The sequence below is a fragment of the Pseudomonas sp. SWI44 genome (assembly GCF_002947915.1).
Lineage (GTDB): Bacteria > Pseudomonadota > Gammaproteobacteria > Pseudomonadales > Pseudomonadaceae > Aquipseudomonas > Aquipseudomonas taiwanensis.
Genome location: NZ_CP026674.1, coordinates 3,116,493 through 3,135,310 on the forward strand (window position 1 = coordinate 3,116,493; position 18,818 = coordinate 3,135,310).

The 18,818-nt window shown below is 62.4% G+C and carries 17 protein-coding genes and 1 riboswitch; of the genes, 7 read left to right on the forward strand and 10 right to left on the reverse strand.

The genetic code is table 11. From position 1 onward, the window contains the following. Positions 1–9 precede the first annotated feature (9 nt). The 4 genes from dxs to ribB all read right to left on the reverse strand — a co-directional run bounded on the left by dxs (position 10) and on the right by ribB (position 4,116). Positions 10–1,905, reverse strand: a complete 1,896-nt coding sequence (dxs, locus tag C4Q26_RS14750; protein ID WP_023382582.1) for a 1-deoxy-D-xylulose-5-phosphate synthase — start codon at positions 1,903–1,905, stop codon at positions 10–12. 168 nt (positions 1,906–2,073) lie between these two features. Then, positions 2,074–2,961, reverse strand: coding sequence for a (2E,6E)-farnesyl diphosphate synthase (ispA, locus tag C4Q26_RS14755; RefSeq protein WP_023382581.1), 888 nt, complete (start codon positions 2,959–2,961; stop codon positions 2,074–2,076). Next, complete coding sequence (locus C4Q26_RS14760) at positions 2,958–3,200, reverse strand: exodeoxyribonuclease VII small subunit (RefSeq protein WP_011531978.1); 243 nt, start codon at positions 3,198–3,200, stop codon at positions 2,958–2,960. The genes ispA and C4Q26_RS14760 overlap by 4 nt, the downstream gene beginning before the upstream one ends. A gap of 265 nt (positions 3,201–3,465) precedes the next feature. After that, positions 3,466–4,116 carry a 3,4-dihydroxy-2-butanone-4-phosphate synthase gene (gene ribB / locus C4Q26_RS14765; protein WP_104883243.1) on the reverse strand — a complete coding sequence of 217 codons (651 nt, stop codon included), beginning with the start codon at positions 4,114–4,116 and terminating at the stop codon, positions 3,466–3,468. Positions 4,117–4,196: 80 nt separating this feature from the next. Then, positions 4,197–4,338: riboswitch (FMN riboswitch) on the reverse strand. A 93-nt stretch (positions 4,339–4,431) separates the two neighbouring features. Between ribB and C4Q26_RS14770 the strand changes: the two genes are divergently transcribed. Next, a complete protein-coding gene (locus C4Q26_RS14770) occupies positions 4,432–5,637 on the forward strand; it encodes an RtcB family protein (RefSeq protein WP_104883244.1) in 1,206 nt (401 codons plus the stop codon). Positions 5,638–5,720: 83 nt separating this feature from the next. On the opposite strand, the gene csiR is transcribed toward C4Q26_RS14770, so the two are convergent. Continuing rightward, positions 5,721–6,404 carry a DNA-binding transcriptional regulator CsiR gene (gene csiR, locus C4Q26_RS14775; protein ID WP_023382578.1) on the reverse strand — a complete coding sequence of 228 codons (684 nt, stop codon included), beginning with the start codon at positions 6,402–6,404 and terminating at the stop codon, positions 5,721–5,723. A 182-nt stretch (positions 6,405–6,586) separates the two neighbouring features. On the opposite strand from csiR, the gene glaH reads away from it, so the two are divergent. The 5 genes from glaH to gabP all read left to right on the forward strand — a co-directional run bounded on the left by glaH (position 6,587) and on the right by gabP (position 13,314). Beyond that, the gene (gene glaH / locus C4Q26_RS14780; RefSeq protein ID WP_027907548.1) at positions 6,587–7,564 is read left to right on the forward strand and encodes a glutarate dioxygenase GlaH; all 978 of its coding nucleotides are present in this window, start codon (positions 6,587–6,589) and stop codon (positions 7,562–7,564) included. A 101-nt stretch (positions 7,565–7,665) separates the two neighbouring features. Next, positions 7,666–8,916 (forward strand): L-2-hydroxyglutarate oxidase, encoded by a 1,251-nt coding sequence (lhgO, locus tag C4Q26_RS14785; RefSeq protein ID WP_041925759.1) that lies wholly within the window; start codon positions 7,666–7,668, stop codon positions 8,914–8,916. A 37-nt stretch (positions 8,917–8,953) separates the two neighbouring features. Further along, positions 8,954–10,402: an NADP-dependent succinate-semialdehyde dehydrogenase gene (gene gabD / locus C4Q26_RS14790; protein ID WP_104883245.1), complete on the forward strand. Its 1,449-nt coding sequence runs from the start codon at positions 8,954–8,956 to the stop codon at positions 10,400–10,402. A 38-nt stretch (positions 10,403–10,440) separates the two neighbouring features. Continuing rightward, complete coding sequence (gene gabT, locus C4Q26_RS14795) at positions 10,441–11,718, forward strand: 4-aminobutyrate--2-oxoglutarate transaminase (RefSeq protein ID WP_023382574.1); 1,278 nt, start codon at positions 10,441–10,443, stop codon at positions 11,716–11,718. A gap of 183 nt (positions 11,719–11,901) precedes the next feature. Then, a complete protein-coding gene (gabP, locus tag C4Q26_RS14800; protein ID WP_023382573.1) occupies positions 11,902–13,314 on the forward strand; it encodes a GABA permease in 1,413 nt (470 codons plus the stop codon). A gap of 91 nt (positions 13,315–13,405) precedes the next feature. Here the strand turns inward: gabP and C4Q26_RS14805 are convergent, their stop codons facing one another. The 5 genes from C4Q26_RS14805 to C4Q26_RS14825 form a co-directional block, all read right to left on the reverse strand. Further along, the gene (locus C4Q26_RS14805; protein ID WP_104881196.1) at positions 13,406–14,179 is read right to left on the reverse strand and encodes a cytochrome c; all 774 of its coding nucleotides are present in this window, start codon (positions 14,177–14,179) and stop codon (positions 13,406–13,408) included. Between the two features lie 9 nt (positions 14,180–14,188). Further along, the gene (locus C4Q26_RS14810) at positions 14,189–15,196 is read right to left on the reverse strand and encodes a copper resistance protein B (protein ID WP_023382571.1); all 1,008 of its coding nucleotides are present in this window, start codon (positions 15,194–15,196) and stop codon (positions 14,189–14,191) included. Further along, positions 15,186–15,503 (reverse strand): hypothetical protein, encoded by a 318-nt coding sequence (locus C4Q26_RS14815; RefSeq protein WP_023382570.1) that lies wholly within the window; start codon positions 15,501–15,503, stop codon positions 15,186–15,188. The genes C4Q26_RS14810 and C4Q26_RS14815 overlap by 11 nt, the downstream gene beginning before the upstream one ends. Before the next feature lie 14 nt (positions 15,504–15,517). Beyond that, positions 15,518–17,263, reverse strand: a complete 1,746-nt coding sequence (locus C4Q26_RS14820) for a copper resistance system multicopper oxidase (RefSeq protein WP_104881197.1) — start codon at positions 17,261–17,263, stop codon at positions 15,518–15,520. A 181-nt stretch (positions 17,264–17,444) separates the two neighbouring features. Next, positions 17,445–17,651, reverse strand: a complete 207-nt coding sequence (locus C4Q26_RS14825) for a co-regulatory protein PtrA N-terminal domain-containing protein (RefSeq protein ID WP_023382568.1) — start codon at positions 17,649–17,651, stop codon at positions 17,445–17,447. 631 nt (positions 17,652–18,282) lie between these two features. On the opposite strand from C4Q26_RS14825, the gene C4Q26_RS14830 reads away from it, so the two are divergent. After that, the gene (locus C4Q26_RS14830; RefSeq protein ID WP_023381485.1) at positions 18,283–18,801 is read left to right on the forward strand and encodes an Hcp family type VI secretion system effector; all 519 of its coding nucleotides are present in this window, start codon (positions 18,283–18,285) and stop codon (positions 18,799–18,801) included. Positions 18,802–18,818 lie beyond the last annotated feature (17 nt).

Genomic DNA, 18,818 nt, shown 5'->3' on the forward strand with positions numbered 1-18,818 from the left:
CGACGCGCTTTACAGGCCGAGCTTGTTCATCCGCGCTTTGACCGACGCTGCGATGCCGGCAGCATCCAAGCCGCACTCGGCCAGCATTTGGGCGGGCTTGGCGTGCTCGACATAGAGGTCGGGCAGGCCAAGGTGCAGCAGCGGCTTCACCACGCCCTCGCGAGCGAGGAACTCGCCCACGGCAGCACCGGCCCCGCCCATGATGGCGTTTTCCTCAATGGTCACCAGCAGTTCATGGCTGTCAGCCAGCGTGCGGACCAAGGCTTCGTCCAGGGGTTTGACGAAGCGCATGTCGACCACAGTCGCGTTGATCTGCTCGGCCACTTGCAGGGCTTCGGCCAACTGCACGCCGAATACCAGCAGTGCGACGTTCTCGCCCTGGCGGCGAACCACGCCCTTACCAATTTCCAGGGGCTCGAGATCGCCGCTGATCGGTGCGTTCGGTCCTGTGCCACGCGGGTAGCGCACGGCAGCCGGGCCGTTGTAGTGATGGCCTGTGCTGAGCATCTTGCGCAGCTCGTTCTCGTCGCTTGGGGTCATCACCACGATGCCGGGGATGCAGCGCAGGTACGAAAGGTCGTAGCTGCCTGCGTGGGTGGGGCCGTCTTCGCCGACCAGGCCGGCGCGGTCGATGGCGAACAGTACGTCGAGGTTCTGCACGGCGACATCGTGAATCAACTGGTCGTAGGCGCGCTGCAGGAAGGTCGAGTAGATGGCAACGACCGGTTTGGCGCCTTCGCAGGCCATGCCCGCCGCCAGGGTGACGGCATGCTGCTCGGCGATGGCTACGTCGAAGTAGCGCTCCGGGTAGCGTTCGCTGAAGGCGACCAGGTCCGAGCCTTCCTTCATCGCTGGGGTGATGCCTACCAGGCGATTGTCGGCGGCGGCCATGTCGCACAGCCACTGGCCGAACACCGCGGAGTATTTCGGGCCGCTGGCTTTCTTCGGTGCGGCCGGCTTGTCGGCCGGTTCCAGCTTGGTGATGGCGTGGTAGCCGATCGGGTCGGCTTCGGCAGGGGCGAAGCCTTTGCCTTTCTTGGTCACCACGTGCAGGAACTGTGGACCCTTGAGGTCACGCATGTTGCGCAGGGTGGCGATCATGGTCGGCAGGTCATGGCCGTCGATCGGGCCGATGTAGTTCCAACCCAATTCCTCGAAGAGGGTGCCGGGGGCCAGCATGCCCTTGGCGTATTCCTCGGTGCGGCGGGCGATTTCCCAGGCGCCTGGGAGGCGCGACAGCACCTTCTTGCTGCCTTCGCGCATGCTCGAATAGGTGCGGCTGGAGAGGATCTTGGCCAGGTAGTTGGACAGGCCGCCGACATTGCGCGAGATCGACATGTCGTTGTCGTTGAGGATCACCAGCATGTCGGCGTCGACTTCCTGGGCGTGGTTCAACGCTTCGAAGGCCATGCCGGCAGTCAGTGCGCCGTCGCCGATCACCGCGATCGACTTGCGTGGGTCGTTCTGCAGGCGTGCGGCAATGGCCATGCCCAGGGCGGCGCTGATCGAGGTGCTGGAGTGGCCGACGCCGAAGGTGTCGTATTCGCTCTCGCTGCGGCGCGGGAAGGCGGCGATGCCATCTTTCTGGCGCAGCGTCAGCATGCGGTTGCGACGGCCGGTGAGAATCTTGTGCGGGTAGGCCTGGTGGCCGACGTCCCACACCAGGCGGTCATCCGGGGTATCGAAGACGTAGTGCAGGGCAATCGTCAGTTCGATGACGCCCAGACCGGCGCCAAAATGCCCACCGGTCTGACCAACGGTGTACAGAAGCTCCTGGCGCAACTCGTCGGCCAGGGTCTCCAGGTCGGCTTCGGCCAACCGGCGCAGGCCAGCAGGCGTGTCAGCGCGGTCGAGCAACGGCGTGACCGGGCGTTCGCGGGGGATCTCTTGAAACGTCGTGGGCATCAGGCGAGTCGTTATAGGTGTGAAGACGCGGCAGTTTACCCCATTGTGGGAAAAGCTGCCCATTGGGTCGGGGTCGCTTCGGGCTGCTTTACAGCCCATCGCCGGCAAGCCGGCGCCTACGAATGCTGCGGTGAAACGTGCCGGTGATGGACCGCGAAGCGGCCCCGATCAATGGCGGCGCTCGACGATATAGCGTGCCAGCGCCCGGAGTGGCTCGGCGTTCTCGCCAAAACCATCGAGCGCGGCCAGCGCCTGGTCACGCAGCTCCAGCGCGTAGGCCTTGGCCGCGTCCAGGCCGAGCAAGGCCGGATAGGTCGGTTTGTCACGGGCTATGTCGGCGCCCTGGCGTTTGCCGAGGGTGGCGGTATCGCTTTCCACGTCGAGGATGTCGTCCTGCACCTGGAATGCCAGGCCGATGGCTCGTGCATAGGTTTTCAAGGCATCGAGCTGTGCTTGCTCGGCGCGGGCGCTGGCCAGGGCGCCTAGGTGTACGCTGGCTTCGATCAACGCGCCGGTCTTGTGCCGGTGCATGAATTCGAGCGCCTGTTGGTCAAGCTTCAGGCCCACCGACCCCAGGTCGATGGCCTGGCCGCCGACCATGCCAGCCGGCCCGGCTGCCTTGGCCAGGGTTTGCACCATCGCCAGGCGGATGCTGTCTGGCTGGGGGCTCAGACGCGGGTCGAGCAGAGCGCTGAAGGCCAGGCTCTGCAGGCCGTCGCCCGCAAGGATGGCGCAGGCTTCGTCGAAGGCCTTGTGGGTAGTTGGCTGGCCACGGCGCAGGTCATCGTCGTCCATCGCCGGCAGGTCATCGTGCACCAGCGAATAGGCATGGATCAGTTCCACCGCACAGGCCGCGCCATTGGCTTGTTCGGCCGGGGCACCCAGGGCTTCGCAGGCAGCATAGGCGAGCAGTGGGCGTACCCGCTTGCCGCCGTTCATGACGCTATAGCGCATGGCTGCGTAGAGGCGTTCGAGCTCTTTGGACGGGGCCTCGAACAGGGGTTCGAGCGCGGCGTCGACACGGGCCTGGCTGCTGGCCTGGTAAGCGCTGATCATGCTTCTGGCTCCGCATCGAAGGGCTGGGCGGCCAGCTCGCCGTCCCGCTCCAGGAGGATCTGTACTTTCTGCTCGGCCTGGGCCAGCGCCCCCTGGCAATCACGGGTCAGGGCAATGCCTTGTTCAAAGGCGGCCAGCGACTCTTCCAGCGACAATTCGCCGTTCTCCAGGCGCTCGACCAGCGCTTGCAGGTCTGCGAGGGATTGTTCGAAATCGATGGAGGCTTTTTTGCGGGCCATGGCGACTGTCTCGGTGGTGTTCAGAACGGCGCGACACTAGCAGAGCAGGGCGGGGGGAGCAAACTTGTGTGGCGGGCCAGGTTCTTTGGGGTAGGCATGATTTCTGTGGTGTCTGTGAAATCGAGCGCCGCGTGCGCGGCGCATCGCGAGCAAGGCTCGCCCCTACGGTCGATTCAGTCCAGGGAGGGGGTAACCCAACCGGTAGGAGCGAGCCTAGCTCGCGATCCGCTGCGCCACTGCGCTCAAGGCGAGCGCCTGCAGGCAATCACACCATTTCCGCTTCCCGCACCAGCATCGCCTCGCGGTACCGCGCCAGCTCTTCAATAGTCAGCACGGGTAGATTGTATTGCCGCGCATACACCGCCACCTGTTCGCCCCTGGCCATGCTGCCATCAGGGTTCATCAGCTCGCACAGCACTGCTGCCGGGCGCAACCCGGCCAGACGCGCAAGGTCCACCGAGCCTTCGGTGTGCCCACGGCGGGTCAGCACCCCGCCATTGCGTGCGCGCAGCGGGAACACATGGCCGGGGCTGACGATGTGGCGCTGTTCGGCGCTCGAGCGCAAGCACGCTTCGATGGTGGTGATGCGGTCCTGGGCCGAAACCCCGGTGCTCACGCCTTCGGCGGCTTCGATGCTGACGGTGAAACCGGTACCGTGGCGTGCCTGGTTGTTCTGCACCATCGGTGCCAGCTGCAGGGCGTCGACGGTAGTTTCGTCCAGGCACAGGCAGACGATGCCGCTGCAGTCGCGAATCATCATGGCCATGGTCTGTAACGACAGGTTCTCGGCAGCGGCGACGATGTCGGCTTCGTCCTCGCGGTCGTCATCGTCAAGCAGCAAAACGGGGCGACCGGCCTGGAAGGCAGCGATGGCGGCGGATACGTTGGGGAATTGCTGTTGCAGCATAGGGGACATGAAACGCTCCTCGTGAATGATCGATGAACGTCTCGGGGCGAACAAAACGCGTGCACGGGGGCGCCCGAACGGCCCCTGCCTGACGCCTTCTTTCATCCGGACTATGACCGTCGGCTCTGGAGTCGCACCAGATCTGCTGACCCCCGGCATGGCCGGGGCGCTCGCGGGCTCATCTTTCGATTTACCGCCGGTGGGGACTTTCACCCCGCCCTGAAGACCGCCCAAGCATACAGCACCGTGCCACCCCGCTGGCAACCCGGCAGGCTACGACCTTCGGCGGTATCATGCGGCCAGGGTCTTTTGGAAAACGACATCATGGACATTCTCCAAGTCGCTGGCGGCAAGCCGATCAAGGTGTGGACCGACGGCGTGCCGGTCGAAGACGAAGCCCGCCAGCAATTGCTGAACACGGCGAAGATGCCGTTCATTTTCAAGCATCTGGCGGTGATGCCCGATGTGCACCTGGGCAAAGGCTCGACCATTGGCAGTGTGATTCCTACCGTCGGTGCGATCATCCCGGCTGCGGTAGGTGTGGATATCGGCTGCGGCATGATCGCTGCCCGTACCTCGCTGCACGCCCGGGACCTGCCGGACAACCTGCACGGTCTGCGCAGCGCCATCGAGAAAGCGGTGCCCCACGGCAAGACCTTCGGTCGTCGCGACCAAGGCGCCTGGGATGATGTTCCCACTTCTGCGGACCAGCAGTGGCGTGGGTTGGCAGGTCGCTTCAAGGCGATCACCGACAAGTACCCTCGCCTGGAGAAGACCAACAACCGCCATCACCTGGGGACGCTGGGCGGCGGCAATCATTTCATCGAGGTGTGCCTGGACGAGGCCGACCAGGTCTGGTTCATGCTGCACAGCGGTTCACGCGGCGTCGGTAATGCCATCGGCAACCTGTTCATCGAACTGGCCCAGGCCGACATGCGTCAGCACTTGGCCAATCTGCCGGACAAGGACCTGGCCTACTTCGAGGAGGGGAGCCGGCATTTTGCCGATTACGTCGAGGCGGTCGAGTGGGCCCAGGACTACGCCCGGCGCAATCGCGAATTGATGATGCACGCAGTGGTCGCCGCCGCACGGCAGGTATTGGGGCGGCCCTTCGAGGCCCGCCTGGAAGCCGTCAACTGTCACCACAACTATGTGCAGCGCGAACACCATTTCGGCCGCGAGGTGCTGGTGACGCGCAAGGGGGCGGTTTCGGCGCAGAAGGGGCAGTTGGGCATCATCCCCGGCTCGATGGGCGCCAAGAGTTTCATCGTACGTGGCCTGGGCAATGAGGAGTCGTTCTGCTCCTGTAGCCACGGTGCTGGGCGGGTCATGAGCCGCACCCAGGCCAAGCGTCGTTTCAGCGTCGAAGACCAGCGGCGAGCGACCGCGCATGTGGAGTGCCGCAAGGACAAGGAGGTGATCGATGAGATCCCCATGGCCTACAAGGACATCGACGCGGTGATGCTGGCCCAGCGGGAGCTGGTGGAGGTGGTGCACACTTTGCGTCAGGTGGTGTGCGTGAAAGGGTGACGACACCGGCCCCAAACGCAGCTTCAGGCCACGCTGCGGACCGACGCGGCGTCTAGGGGCGATGCCCGGGCGTCGCTTCTTCCTCAGCCTTGCTCGCGCATGATCTGGGCGATGATTGGCACCGGGGTCATCAAGTGCGCATGCATCATCGTGCTGGCACGGGCGGCATCACGGGCGAGAATCGCCTCGACCAGTGCCGCGTGCTCCTGGCGCTTGGTTTCCAGAGCCTGCTCGGAAAACACCGTATGGGTCAGCCACAGATGACGGTAACGTTCGGCCTGGTCGAACAGGTAGGTGCGCGCCTGCAGCAGGTGCTTCGAGCCACAGCCTGACGCGATGGCGGTATGGAACGCCTTGTGGCGCTGGTCCCAGACGTCCAGACGCTGTTCACGGGTCTTCACTTCCATGACCTTGGCCAGGGTATGCGACTGCGCCAGCACCGAAGCCTCCCAGGCGTCATCGCCACGCTCGATGGCCAGCCCAACGATCATGGCTTCGAGGTTGGCGCGGGCATCGTAGATATCTTCCATCTCGTCCAGCGACATCGGCGCCACCCGGTAGCCCTTCTGGCTGATGGCAACCACCAGCTTTTCCGCCACCAATTGCGACAGGGCCTCGCGCAGTGGGCCGACGCCCAGGTCGTAGCGCTCCTTGAGCGTGCTCATCAGCAGCTTTTCGCCCGGTTTGAACAGGCCGCGGATGATGTCTTGCTTGAGCCACTCATACCCACTGAAGGCCGAGTTCTGCCGTGGGGCGTGTGCTTCCAAGGTGCTGTCCTCAAAACGTTTTGCAAATCATACCGAAACGTCTTTTCAGATAGAAACAATGGACAAACGAGCGTTTTGTTATCGTTTTATAAAAATGTAGACATTTTGCTTTTGTGGCGATATTTTTGCCGTGCCCACCTGATCCGGGCACTGCCTTCGAACCTCTCTGCCAGGAAACCGCCATGAACGCCTTCACCAAGATCGAGGAACCCGTGCTGCCGATGCCTCTGGAAACCCGGGGCTTCTCCGTCAAACCGTCCGAACAGTCGCCACGCCTGCTGGAAGTGGTGTTTGCCCGCGAAACGGTGGAAGCGTTCGTCAAGGCCGTGGCCGAATGGCCCGTGCAGGCGCTGGAGTACAAGTCCTTCCTGCGTTTTCGCGTTGGCCAGATTCTCGATGAGCTGTGCGAAGGCACCCTGCGCCCGGTCTTGCTGAACGGCCTGCTCGACCGTGCCACCGGTGGCATGCTGATCACACCGCAGGGGCTGGACGATGTGAGCCAGGCCGAGGACATGGTCAAGTTCACCACCGCCTGCGCGCACCTGGTGGGTCGTTCCAACTACGACGCCATGAGCGGTCAGTTCTATGCCCGCTTCGTGGTGGTCAACACGGACAACTCCGACAGCTACCTGCGCCAGCCGCACCGGGTGATGGAATTGCACAACGACGGCACCTTCGTGAACCAGATCACCGATTACGTGCTGATGCTCAAGATCGATGAAAAGAACATGGAAGGCGGCAACTCGCTGCTGCTGCACCTGGATGATTGGGAGCAGTGCGAGTCGTTCTTCCGTCACCCTATGGCTCGCCGCGAAATGCGCTGGACCGCGCCGCCCAGCAAGAAGGTCAGCGAGGACGTGTTCCACGCCGTGTTCGACACCGACGCCGTGGGCCGCCCGACCATGCGCTACATCGACCAGTTCGTGCAGCCCGAAAACTTCGAGGAAGGCATCTGGCTGAATGCGCTTTCCGAGTCGCTGGAAGGCAGCGAGCGCAAGCTGTCGGTGCCAGTGCCGGTCGGCAGCTTCCTGCTGATCAACAACCTGTTCTGGCTGCACGGCCGCGACCGCTTCACGCCGCATGACGGCCTGCGCCGTGAGCTGATGCGCCAGCGAGGCTACATCAGCTACGAAAAGCCGCTGTACCAGCGCGGCCAGTAACCCTTCCAACGCTGCAGGGCTGCCCAGGGGGCGGCCCTTCGTCGTGCCCGAAACAAAACCACCGGCTGGCGCCGCGCGCCACCGGTAAAGAGGTAATGGCTGTGTACGATTTCATCATCATCGGCGGCGGTATCGTGGGCATGTCCACAGCCATGCAGCTGATTCAGCTCTACCCGGACGCCAAGATGCTCCTGCTGGAGAAAGAGTCCGGGCCTGCCCGTCACCAGACTGGCCATAACAGCGGCGTGATCCATGCCGGTGTGTACTACACCCCCGGCAGCCTCAAGGCACGTTTCTGCCTGGAGGGCAACAAAGCCACCAAGGCCTTCTGCGACAAGCACGCCATCCGCTACGACGAGTGCGGCAAGTTGCTGGTGGCCACCAATGCCCTGGAAATGGAGCGCATGAAGGCATTGTGGGAGCGTACCGCTGCCAATGGCCTGGAACGCTCGTGGCTGTCGGCGGCCGAACTGCGTGAACGTGAACCGAATATCGTCGGCATCGGCGGTATCTTCGTGCCCTCCAGCGGCATCGTCAGCTATGCCGAAGTCACTGCCGCGATGGCCCGCGAGTTCCAGGCGGCAGGCGGCGAGATCCGCTACAGCGCGCAGGTACAGGGCCTCCAGGAACATGCCGACCAGGTCGTGGTGCGTGCGGGGGCCGACGAGTTCCGTGGGCGCTTCCTCATTACCTGTTCCGGGCTGATGGCCGACCGTGTGGTGCGCATGCTGGGCATCGAACCCAGCTTCATCATCTGCCCGTTCCGTGGCGAGTACTACCTGCTGCCCAAGCAGCACAACCAGATCGTCAACCACCTGATCTACCCGATCCCGGACCCGTCGATGCCATTTCTCGGCGTCCATCTGACCCGGATGATCGACGGCACCGTCACCGTCGGCCCCAACGCGGTGCTGGCCACCAAGCGCGAGGGCTATCGCAAGTCCGATATCTCGCTGCCCGACCTGTTCGAGACGCTCACCACGCCAGGCATTCTCAAGGTGCTGGCGAAGAACCTGCGTCCGGGGCTGATCGAGCTGAAGAACTCGCTGTTCAAGGGCGGCTACCTCAAGCAGGTGCAGAAGTACTGCCCAAGCATCACCAAGGCCGACCTGACCGACTATCCGGCGGGTGTCCGCGCCCAGGCGGTATCCCGCGACGGCAAGCTCATCGATGACTTCCTGTTCGTCAACACCCGACGCAGCGTGAACGTGTGCAACGCCCCGTCGCCAGCGGCCACGTCGGCGATCCCGATTGGCGCGCACATCGTCGACAAGGTACGCGAACAGCTCGCCGCCACCGGCACCCGGCTGACGGCCCGTATCCCCGATAACCCGCAGCGGGCCGCCGGCTGAAGTGCCGCCACCGCCATCCCAGCAGAGGAAGACTAGCGTGCAATTGCAAGACTCCAGCCTGTTCCGCCAGCAGGCCTACATCGATGGCGCCTGGGTCGATGCCGACAGCGGCCAGACCCTCAGGGTGAACAACCCGGCCACCGGCGAACTGATCGGCCATGTGCCGAAGATGGGCGCTGCCGAGACCCGCCGCGCCATCGAAGCCGCCGAACGGGCCTTGCCGGCCTGGCGCGCCCTGACTGCCAAGGACCGCGCCAATCGCCTGCGCCGCTGGTTCGAACTGATGATGCAGAACCAGGAAGACCTGGCGCGCCTGATGACCCTCGAGCAGGGCAAGCCGCTGGTCGAGTCCCGAGGCGAAATCGCCTATGCCGCTTCGTTCCTGGAGTGGTTCGGCGAAGAAGCCAAGCGTGTCTATGGCGACATGATCCCCGGCCACCAGCCAGACAAGCGCCTGATGGTGATCAAGCAGCCGATTGGCGTCACCGCGGCGATCACCCCGTGGAACTTCCCCTCGGCGATGATCACCCGCAAGGCCGGGCCGGCGTTGGCCGCCGGCTGCACCATGGTGCTCAAGCCTGCTTCGCAGACGCCGTACTCGGCCCTGGCCCTGGCTGAGTTGGCTGAGCGTGCCGGCATTCCCAAGGGGGTACTCAGCGTGGTCACCGGCAGTGCCGGTGAAGTGGGCGGCGAACTCACTCACAACCCGATCGTACGCAAGCTGACCTTCACCGGCTCTACCGAAATCGGTCGCCAACTGATGGCCGAATGCGCCAAGGACATCAAGAAAGTGTCCCTGGAACTGGGCGGCAATGCCCCGTTCATCGTGTTCGACGATGCCGATCTGGATGCAGCCGTCGAAGGTGCCCTGGTTTCCAAGTACCGCAACAACGGCCAGACCTGCGTTTGCGCCAACCGCCTGTATGTGCAGGACGGCGTCTACGACGCCTTCGTCGACAAGCTCAAGGCGGCAGTCGCGCGCCTGAACATCGGCAACGGCCTGGAAGCCGGCATCACCACCGGCCCGCTGATCGACGCCAAGGCCGTGGCCAAGGTCCAGGAGCACATCGAGGATGCCGTTGCCAAGGGCGCCCGTGTGGTGGCGGGTGGCAAACCGCATTCGCTGGGCGGCACCTTCTTCGAGCCGACCATTCTGGTCGACGTGCCCCAGCATGCTGCCGTGGCCAAGGAAGAGACCTTCGGCCCGCTGGCGCCGCTGTTCCGCTTCAAGGACGAAGACGAAGTCATCGCCATGTCCAACGACACCGAATACGGCCTGGCGGCCTATTTCTATGCCCGCGACCTGAGCCGGGTGTTCCGTGTGGGTGAGGCGCTGGAGTACGGCATCGTCGGTATCAACACCGGGATCATCTCCAACGAAGTCGCGCCATTCGGCGGTGTTAAAGCCTCTGGCCTGGGCCGCGAAGGGTCCAAGTACGGCATCGATGACTACCTGGAAATCAAATACCTGTGCATCGGCGTGTAACCACGACCGTCGTTGATCGAGTCTTGAACGGAGCGAACATGAACACCAACCAGAGCCTGCAACAACGCCGCCTGGCCGCCATTCCACGTGGCGTCGGGCAAATCCACCAGATCTACGCCGAGCGTGCCGAGAACGCCACCGTGTGGGACGTCGAGGGCCGAGAGTACCTGGACTTCGCCGGCGGTATCGCGGTGCTCAATACCGGCCACCTGCACCCGAAAGTCATGGCAGCCGTCCAGGCGCAGCTGGCCAAGCTGACCCACACCTGCTTCCACGTCTTTGGCTACGAGCCCTACGTGGCCCTGGCCGAGAAGATCAACCAGCGCGTGCCGGGCGACTTCGAGAAAAAGACCTTGCTGGTGACCACCGGCGCCGAAGCGGTGGAGAACGCCATCAAGATCGCCCGTGCCGCCACTGGCCGCCAGGGTGTGATCGCCTTCACCGGCGCCTACCATGGGCGTACGCACTACACCCTGAGCCTGACCGGCAAGGTCGTGCCGTACTCTGCGGGCATGGGCCTGATGCCAGGTGGCATCTACCGTGCCCAGTACCCGAACGCGGTGCATGGCGTGAGCAGCGATGACGCCATCGCCAGCGTCGAACGCATCTTCAAGAACGACGCCGCGCCGACTGACATCGCCGCGATCATTCTCGAACCGGTCCAGGGCGAAGGTGGTTTCAACGTCGCGCCGAAAGACTTCCTGGCCCGTCTGCGCGCCCTGTGTGACGAGCACGGCATCGTGCTGATCGCCGACGAAGTGCAGACCGGTGCTGGTCGTACCGGTACCTTCTTCGCCATGGAGCAACTGGGCGTCGCCGCCGACCTGACCACCTTCGCCAAGTCCATCGCCGGTGGTTTCCCGCTGGCTGGTGTGTGCGGCCGTGCCGAGATCATGGATGCGGTGGCTCCCGGTGGCCTGGGCGGGACCTACGCCGGTAGCCCAGTCTCCTGCGCCGCTGCCCTGGCCGTGCTGGAAGCCTTCGACGACGAGAAACTGCTGGAGCGGGCCCAGGCGGTCGGTGAAATCCTCACCAGCGGCCTGCGCGCCATCGGCGAGCGTCACAACAGCCTGGTGGATGTGCGCAACCTGGGTGCCATGGTCGCCGTAGAGTTGTTCGAGGGCGGTGACCTGAGCAAGCCTGCGGCCGATCTGACCGCCAAGGTGGTGGCCAAGGCCCGTGACAAAGGGCTGATCCTGCTGTCGTGCGGCACCTATTACAACGTCTTGCGCATTTTGGTTCCGCTGACCGTCAGCGACGCGGACTTGCAGCGCGGTCTGGCCTTGATCGGCGAGTGCTTCGACGAGCTCGCCTGACACTCATGCCTGACGGTCGCTCGACGGCCGTCGGCGCTTTCTTGAGTCAGCGTCACCCTGGTCTGTGCTCACCCGCATCTGTCCGACTCACCCTCTCGGACAGGGCGGGCTTTTTCGTCCGATGCTGGTGAGCGCGGACACCGAAAATGCCCTCAGAGGCAGTACAAGAACAAAGGTAATGCCATGCAGAACGATAAGAACAATCTCAGTCACGGGCTCAAGTCCCGTCATGTGACCATGCTTTCCATTGCCGGTGTCATTGGCGCCGGCTTGTTCGTAGGTTCAGGACGGGCCATTGCAGAGGCCGGCCCGGCCACCATCCTTGCTTACATCTTCGCCGGCGTGCTGGTCGTGCTGGTGATGCGCATGCTGGCGGAAATGGCCGTCGCGTCGCCAGACACCGGTTCGTTCTCCACCTATGCCGACCAGGCCATCGGCAAGTGGGCGGGCTATACCATCGGCTGGCTCTACTGGTGGTTCTGGGTGCTGATCATTCCCATCGAAGCCAATATCGCCGCAACCATCATCAACACGTATGTGCCGCAGATGGAAATCTGGGTGCTGTCGTTGGTCATCACCTTGCTGCTGACCGCCACCAACCTGTTCAGCGTCAAGCACTACGGCGAGTTCGAGTTCTGGTTGGCGTTGGTGAAGGTGGCCGCTATCGTCGGCTTCATCATCCTCGGTGCCTGCGCCATCCTTGGCCTGTTCCCCAGCACCGGCGTGAGCGGGGTTTCACGCTTGTGGGATAACGGCGGCTTCATGCCCAACGGCTTTGGCGCAGTGCTCAGCGCGATGCTGATCACTATGTTCTCGTTCCTCGGTGCCGAGGTGGTGACCATTGCCGCGGCGGAGTCCGATGCCGCTGGCAAGCAGATCTCCAAGGCCACCAACTCGGTGATCTGGCGGATCACGTTGTTCTACATCCTGTCGATCTTCATCGTCGTGGCGCTGGTGCCGTGGAACGATCCAAGGCTGGCGAGCGAAGGGTCCTATGTGGCGGTGCTGAATATTCTCAACGTGCCCCATGCCAAGGCCATCATCGACTTCGTGGTGCTGACCTCGGTGACCAGTTGCCTGAACTCCTCGCTGTACACCGCTTCGCGCATGCTCTATTCGCTGAGCCGCCGGGGCGATGCGCCCGCTTGTGCCCAGGTGACCGCCCGCAGCGGTACGCCGATCTATGCCGTAATGCTGTCTACCGGTGCCGCGTTCCTGACGGTGATCGCCAACTACCTGGTGCCCTCGAAGGTGTTCGGTTTCCTCATGGCCAGCTCGGGTGCGATTGCTCTGCTGGTCTATCTGGTGATTGCCATTTCCCAGCTGCGCCTGCGTAAACGCCTGATCGCCGAAGGTAAGACCCTGAGCTACAGGATGTGGCTGTTCCCTTGGCTGACATGGGGTGTGATCTTGTTCATCAGCGCCGTGCTGGTGCTGATGTTGCTGCGCCCCGACCACCGGCTCGAAGTGGTATCGACCATGGCGCTGGCGATACTGGTGGTGTGCTCGGGCCTGCTGGTGACACGACGTCGCCGGCGTGTGGAGCAGGGCGGCGCCAACCCGCTGACGAGCTCCGGAAGCGGGGTCGCTGGTTGATGGAGCTCCCCCTCGAGGTGCGCGCGTCGAGGGGGATATTCACGGTAAACTTTCTCAGCCCCTGGGCATGCCATGGCGATGCCGATGACTTTCAGTGCTCATGGGTGTGCTCCTTTCCATCGCGGTGAAGATGCGACTTCGGAGCGGGCTTCGAGTGTTGGGCGCTGTCGGCCTCGCCATGCCCGTGATGGCCAGGCGCGGTGGGTGCGCTTGGCGAAGCCGGATGATGCGCCTTGGATTGCCCCTTGTCATGGTGGCCACTTCCCGAGGCTGCCTCTTCGTAGCGACCTGGCACGTTGTCGCCGTGTTGGCCTTCATGATTGTGCATTTCGCTTTCGCCACCCCCATGCTGGTGACCGCCGCTGATCGCGACCATCGCGTTGTACTGCTGAGCGTTCATTCGGGGTAGCTGATCGAGGAAGGCGACAATTCCCCAGATGTACGGGTCACCCATGCTCTTGCCCCAAGCTGGCATGCCTGTGGCCTTGATGCCGTGTTTGATGGTCCAGAACGCGACAGCGGGATCACCGCTGACCCCGAGTTTGGTCAGGTCGGGAGGAGAGGGGTACAGCGCCTGGCTGAGCTCTGTCTTCTCAACGCCGGGGGCAAGATGGCAACCGATGCACATGGCGTTGTAGTTACCAGCGCCCATGCGAATCAGGTTTTCGTCCTTGAGGTCTGGTACCTCGATATCCCTGGCGCGCACCTCGATGGAACGATCCCGAACCATGGCCAGAAAGGCATGTACTGCCGGGAAGTGAGGATCATCGGCCGCGACGTTCACCACGCCAAAGTACGCGGCTGCCAGAACGCTCGCGCTGGTGACGGCGCCTGCTGCAACCAGCGTTGTTATCGTTCTTTTCATGTCTGGCTCTCAAAACCACATGCGGATGCCGGCGACGAAACGTGCTTCATCCACATCCCCACCTTCATCACGGATGAAGTCGGCGGTTTTGCCATAGGAGCGGTTCCAGGTGACGCCTATGTAAGGTGCGAACTGGCGAACGATTTCATACCGCAGCCGCACGCCGACTTCGGTATTGGCAAGACCGGAACCCACGCCACGCTCAGGATCGTTCTTGCCGTAGAAATTGACTTCAGCGGTTGGCTGCAGGATCAGGCGATTGGTCAGGAGTATGTCGTAGTCGCCCTCCAGGCGGGCGGCGGTCTGGCCGTTTTCGCCGAGGAATGCAGTGGCTTCGGCTTCGAAACCGTACAGTGCCATGCCCTGGATGCCGAACGCAGCCCAGGTCTGAGGAGATTGCGGCTTGAAGTCCTGGCGAACCCCGGCAACCACATCCCACCAAGGGCTGACCGAGCGGCCGTAGAGCAGCTGTAGTTCGGCATCTTCGGTGACACCGTTGGTCCGTTCACCCTCGGAGCGTATCCAGAGCCGGTTGATATCACCGCCTATCCATCCAGTAGCATCCCAGGCCAGCGCGCTGCCTTCGTCAGCATCCTGGTACTCGAGTTGGTCCAGCAAGAAGAAGCTGTTGATTGCGCTGTCGTGCATCCGATGTCCGCCCAACGGCGGGAACGCCGCCTGGCGGTCTGCATCCGTGAGTACGGGAATCGGGGTACGGCTGGTAGTGGCAGGCGCCGCGGAACCGTGGTTCATCGTTGAGTGATCCATGGCGCCATGGTCCATCCCCTGCATGCTCGTATGATCCATCTTGCTGTGATCGGCGGGCGCGGTTTTTTTCCGAGGCTCGCTTGCGCCCATCTGGCTGTGGTCCATGCCTGGCATCGAGTCGTGCCCCATGGACGAATGATCCATCGCCGAGTGGTCCACCTCTTCAGCGGCGAAGCTGGGCGCAACGCCCAGCACGCCAAGCGAAACGGTCAGGGCCAGCAGCGAGGGTCGCGCCAGGCTACTGGTCATCTTTCCCTGCCTTAGCGTCGTCGCTGCCATGCGATTGCATCATTTTGCTGTGATCCATGCCCTGCATCGAGCCATGATCCATGCCTTTCATCGCATCGTGATCCATGCCCTGCATCGAGCCATGATCCATACCTTTCATGGCGCCGTGATCCATGCCTTGAGCGCCCTTGGCCTTCGCGGAATCGGCAGACGTCTGGGTATGTTGTTCATGGGTGTCGCTCGACCACGACGATGGGGCATAAACGGTGAACAGGCCCGCCATCGCAGCGCAAAGGACAAAGGTGTTTCGTTTCAGGGGTTTGCTCATTTCGGATCTCCAGTTCATTCGTCCACGCGGACTTCTCGGAACATGCCCATTTCCATGTGGAACAGCAGGTGACAGTGATAGGCCCAGCGTCCCAGGGCATCTGCGGTCACGCGATAACTCCGTTTCGAGCCGGGGGGCATGTCAATCGTGTGTTTTCGAACCATAAAGTTGCCGTGCTCATCCTCCAGGTCGCTCCACATGCCATGGAGGTGGATGGGGTGGGTCATCATGGTGTCGTTGACCAGGGTGATGCGAAGGCGCTCGCCGTACTTCAGGCGCAGGGGGGCGGCATCGGAGAACTTGATGCCGTCGAAGGACCAGGCGAACTTCTCCATGTGGCCGGTCAGATGCAGTTCGATGGTTCGGCCAGGTTCCCGACCGTCCGGATCGATGAAGGTGCTTCGCAGATCCGAGTAGGTCAGAACCCGACGGCCGTTGTCGCGCAGCCCAACCCCCGGGTCGCTCAGCTTTGCGGTTGGAGTCATCGTCTGCATGTCGACCAACGGGTTGTTGGTCTCTGAGGCGGGATGGCTTTGCATGGCCCCACCGGTATCTGCCATGTTGCCGTGATCCATACCGGCCATGTCGCCGTGGTCCATGCCGGCCATGCTGCCGTGATTCATCCCCGCCATGCTGCCGTGGTCCATGCCCATGTCACCCATGGAGATGACGGGGCGAGGGTCGACGGCTGGAACCGGTGCTTGCAAGCCTTCGCGGATAGCCAAGGTGCCCCTGGAGTACCCCGAGCGATCCATGGATTGAGCGAAAATGGTGTATGCCTGTTCATCCTGTGGCTCAACGATGACATCGTAGGTTTCAGCAACGGCGATACGGAACTCGTCGACCGAAACGGGATTGACATGTTGCCCATCCGCCGCGACCACGGTCATCTTCAGGCCAGGAATGCGCACATCGAAGTACGTCATGGCCGAGCCGTTGATGAAGCGCAGCCGGATTTTCTCACCGGGCTTGAAAACGCCGGTCCAGTTTCCGTCTGGCGCCTGGCCATTCATGAGGTAGGTGTAGGTGTACCCGCTGACGTCGGCAAGATCGGTGGGGCTCATCTTCATCTCGGCCCACATCTTGCGGTCAGCGACCGCGGCGGACCAGCCCATTTCGCCGACGTCGTTGACGAAATCACCCACCGTTCGCTTGTGGAAGTTGTAGTAGTCAGACTGCTTCTTGAGCTTGGAGAGCACCCGGGCAGGGTCTTCGTCCGTCCAGTCGCTGAGCATCACCACATAGTCCCGGTCATAACTGAACGGCTCGGGCTCTTTCGCATCGATGACCAGTGCGCCATACACCCCGACCTGCTCCTGGAAGCCAGAATGGCTGTGGTACCAGTAGGTGCCGTTCTGATGGACCTTGAACCTGTACTCGTACATGCCATCAGGGGCGATGCCATGGAAACTCAGGCCTGGGACACCGTCCATGTTCGCCGGCAGGATGATGCCGTGCCAGTGGATGGACGTGTCCTGCTTCAAACGGTTGCGCACCCGAAGCGTGACGGTATCGCCTTCGCGCCAACGGAGCGTGGGGCCTGGCAGAGAACCGTTGATTGCCATGGCGGTGCGCGGGGCGCCGGTGATATTGACCGGCAGCTCACCGATGTAAAGGTCAAATTCTGTGCCTGTCAGCACATTGGGCTGGCCAGGGCTGGTCACCGCCCACACCGGCGCGCGCCACATGCCCAACCCGCCCAGTAGTCCGGTAGCAGCCAGGCCTTTGACGAAGGATCGTCGTGTGGTTTTGCTTTGCATGCCGTTGCGTCCAGTCAGAGAAATAGCTGATATCCAGGCCGCCGAATGTCGCAGCCCTCGGTTTCAGTTCGGTCCTCGCAAGCTTCGCAGGTTTTCGACGAAGCACCCGATTTGCCGGAGGAGGTCACTTGAAACTGCCATAGTTCGGGTTCGAGGGTGATTACATTTCTGTAAGCTTGCTTCAGCAGTGCTTGTGCCCTGTGTGCTGGTCTTGCTGAGCGGCGACGGGTGTCTGGTCATTGTTCTCCTGGGTAAGCTGATAAGCCTGCTGGGAGGATTGCCGAGCGGCTTCCATCCTCATGAAGGTGCGGTCCCCACCGCCTTCTGCATGGGCCAGGTTTGCCATGCCGAAGGTTGCTGCCATCACAACTGCCTTGACGCTGTTCATGGGTGTTTCCTCTGGTTTTTCGTTGGCGCCGATCGGCGCTCTGTCCAGAGGCAATTTAGGGACCTGAGCCTGTCAGGAAACTGAGTGGCGCATGACGTTTGCGTCAGCTTTTGCAGGGTGGCTTGGCTGCCAGTTTGAAGCGCACGCAGCGGTGGTTCGGAAAGGCCATCATCCGGCACTTCCTGACAGTACCCCACCAAGCAGTAGCTGGGTCGCCTACCTCGTGTTTGCCTACAGCCAGTCCATGGCAACCCGAGCTTAAGTTTGTGGCCGGCGTGCTGCACTTTGCGATGTTTTTTACAGCTTCGGCGCACTCTCCTGACTTTTTAGTCAACTGCGCAAGAAGTTGCGCACTCAAATGTGGATAAGCCTGTGCATACATTCCTGTAGGCCTTGAGAAATATGGCGTACAGGCAACTGCGCAACTTTTTGCACACCACTGCGCAAGAAGTTGCGCACTTTTCCCGTGGTTTTTTCCGAAAAAGCTCCCCGATTTTCAGTGTGGGTCGCTGCAGGCCTTGATCTATAAGGCTTTTCCTCAAGTTGGCACGACTTTTGTCACATCAAGACCCGATTGACCGGCAATTAGCTGCCGAAAAAGGCACTTATCCACAGCAAGGAGAGCAGCACCATGGCAACACCCGCGTACATGTCCGTCACCGGCGAAAAACAAGGCCTGATCACCGCTGGCGCGTTCACCGCCGATTCGGTGGGCAACACCTACCAGGAAGGCCACGAAGACCAGGTGATGGTCCAGGGCTTCGACCACCAGGTGATCATCCCCCGTGATCCGCAGTCCGGCCAACCGACCGGCCAGCGCGTGCACAAACCGGTGAAGATCACCAAGGTCTTCGACAAGGCCTCGCCACTGCTGCTGGCGGCCCTGACCTCCGGTGAGCGCATGACCAAGGTCGAGATCAAGTGGTACCGCACCTCGGCCGCCGGCACCCAGGAGCACTACTACACCACCGTCCTGGAAGACGCGATCATCGTCGACATGAAGGACTACATGCACAACTGCCAGGACCCGGCCAACGCCCACTTCACCCACCTGGAAGACGTGTACTTCACCTACCGCAAGATCACCTGGACCCACGAGGTCTCCGGGACTTCCGGTTCCGACGACTGGCGCGTTCCGGTCGCAGGCTAAACCTGGATCACACCGCT

Coding starts and splice junctions, on each gene's coding strand:
- dxs (WP_023382582.1), bottom strand. CDS start 1,905: ATGCCCACGACGTTTCAAGAGATCCCCCGCGAACGCCCGGTCACGCCG.
- ispA (WP_023382581.1), bottom strand. CDS start 2,961: ATGATCAGCGCTTACCAGGCCAGCAGCCAGGCCCGTGTCGACGCCGCG.
- C4Q26_RS14760 (WP_011531978.1), bottom strand. CDS start 3,200: ATGGCCCGCAAAAAAGCCTCCATCGATTTCGAACAATCCCTCGCAGAC.
- ribB (WP_104883243.1), bottom strand. CDS start 4,116: ATGTCCCCTATGCTGCAACAGCAATTCCCCAACGTATCCGCCGCCATC.
- C4Q26_RS14770 (WP_104883244.1), top strand. CDS start 4,432: ATGGACATTCTCCAAGTCGCTGGCGGCAAGCCGATCAAGGTGTGGACC.
- glaH (WP_027907548.1), top strand. CDS start 6,587: ATGAACGCCTTCACCAAGATCGAGGAACCCGTGCTGCCGATGCCTCTG.
- gabT (WP_023382574.1), top strand. CDS start 10,441: ATGAACACCAACCAGAGCCTGCAACAACGCCGCCTGGCCGCCATTCCA.
- gabP (WP_023382573.1), top strand. CDS start 11,902: ATGCAGAACGATAAGAACAATCTCAGTCACGGGCTCAAGTCCCGTCAT.
- C4Q26_RS14805 (WP_104881196.1), bottom strand. CDS start 14,179: ATGAAAAGAACGATAACAACGCTGGTTGCAGCAGGCGCCGTCACCAGC.
- C4Q26_RS14810 (WP_023382571.1), bottom strand. CDS start 15,196: ATGACCAGTAGCCTGGCGCGACCCTCGCTGCTGGCCCTGACCGTTTCG.
- C4Q26_RS14815 (WP_023382570.1), bottom strand. CDS start 15,503: ATGAGCAAACCCCTGAAACGAAACACCTTTGTCCTTTGCGCTGCGATG.
- C4Q26_RS14820 (WP_104881197.1), bottom strand. CDS start 17,263: ATGCAAAGCAAAACCACACGACGATCCTTCGTCAAAGGCCTGGCTGCT.
- C4Q26_RS14825 (WP_023382568.1), bottom strand. CDS start 17,651: ATGAACAGCGTCAAGGCAGTTGTGATGGCAGCAACCTTCGGCATGGCA.
- C4Q26_RS14830 (WP_023381485.1), top strand. CDS start 18,283: ATGGCAACACCCGCGTACATGTCCGTCACCGGCGAAAAACAAGGCCTG.